The organism is Streptococcus oralis (genome assembly GCF_001578945.1).
GTDB lineage: Bacteria > Bacillota > Bacilli > Lactobacillales > Streptococcaceae > Streptococcus > Streptococcus oralis_Q.
In genome coordinates this window covers 1-484 of record NZ_KQ969605.1, presented here as the reverse complement: position 1 = coordinate 484, position 484 = coordinate 1, and the positions used below count along the sequence as shown (strand labels likewise).

The window sequence follows — 484 nt, the reverse complement described above, 5'->3', positions numbered from 1 at the left end:
GAAATACGAGCTACTCTGGATTATCCAGCATTTGAGTCGGGCTATGATGACGACCAGAATTGCCATTATGAAGGAATTTGATAGACGCTCTCTCCCCCATTGAGCCAGGAAAAATTACTAGCGTATCCTTCAAAAAGATAGCCGAAAACGGTCTGACAAACCTTTCTTTTCAAGAACCTTTAGACAGACACTGACACCACGTGAGATCGTTGAGAAAACCTTAGCTTTCTCCGATGAACTCCGCTATTAGTACAATCTTTACCAGCTCCTGCTTTTCCATTTTCAAGAGAAACGGACAAACGAAATTTTTGAACTGATTGAGGACAATCTAGACATTGTTAATAAGGTCTTTCGAACAGCTTTTAAGACCTTTAGAAAATACAAAGAGTATATCATCAATGCCTGCGAGCACCCTTACTCAAATGCCAGGTTGGTGCCAACCAACAAGCTTATCAAGGACATAAAACGACAAGCCTTTGGTTTT

General features: G+C 40.7%; 1 pseudogene. It reads left to right on the top strand.

Annotated features, from left to right (window positions below):
• Positions 1 to 484 (top strand): annotated as a pseudogene (locus SORDD16_RS10895) (transposase); the annotation flags it as partial.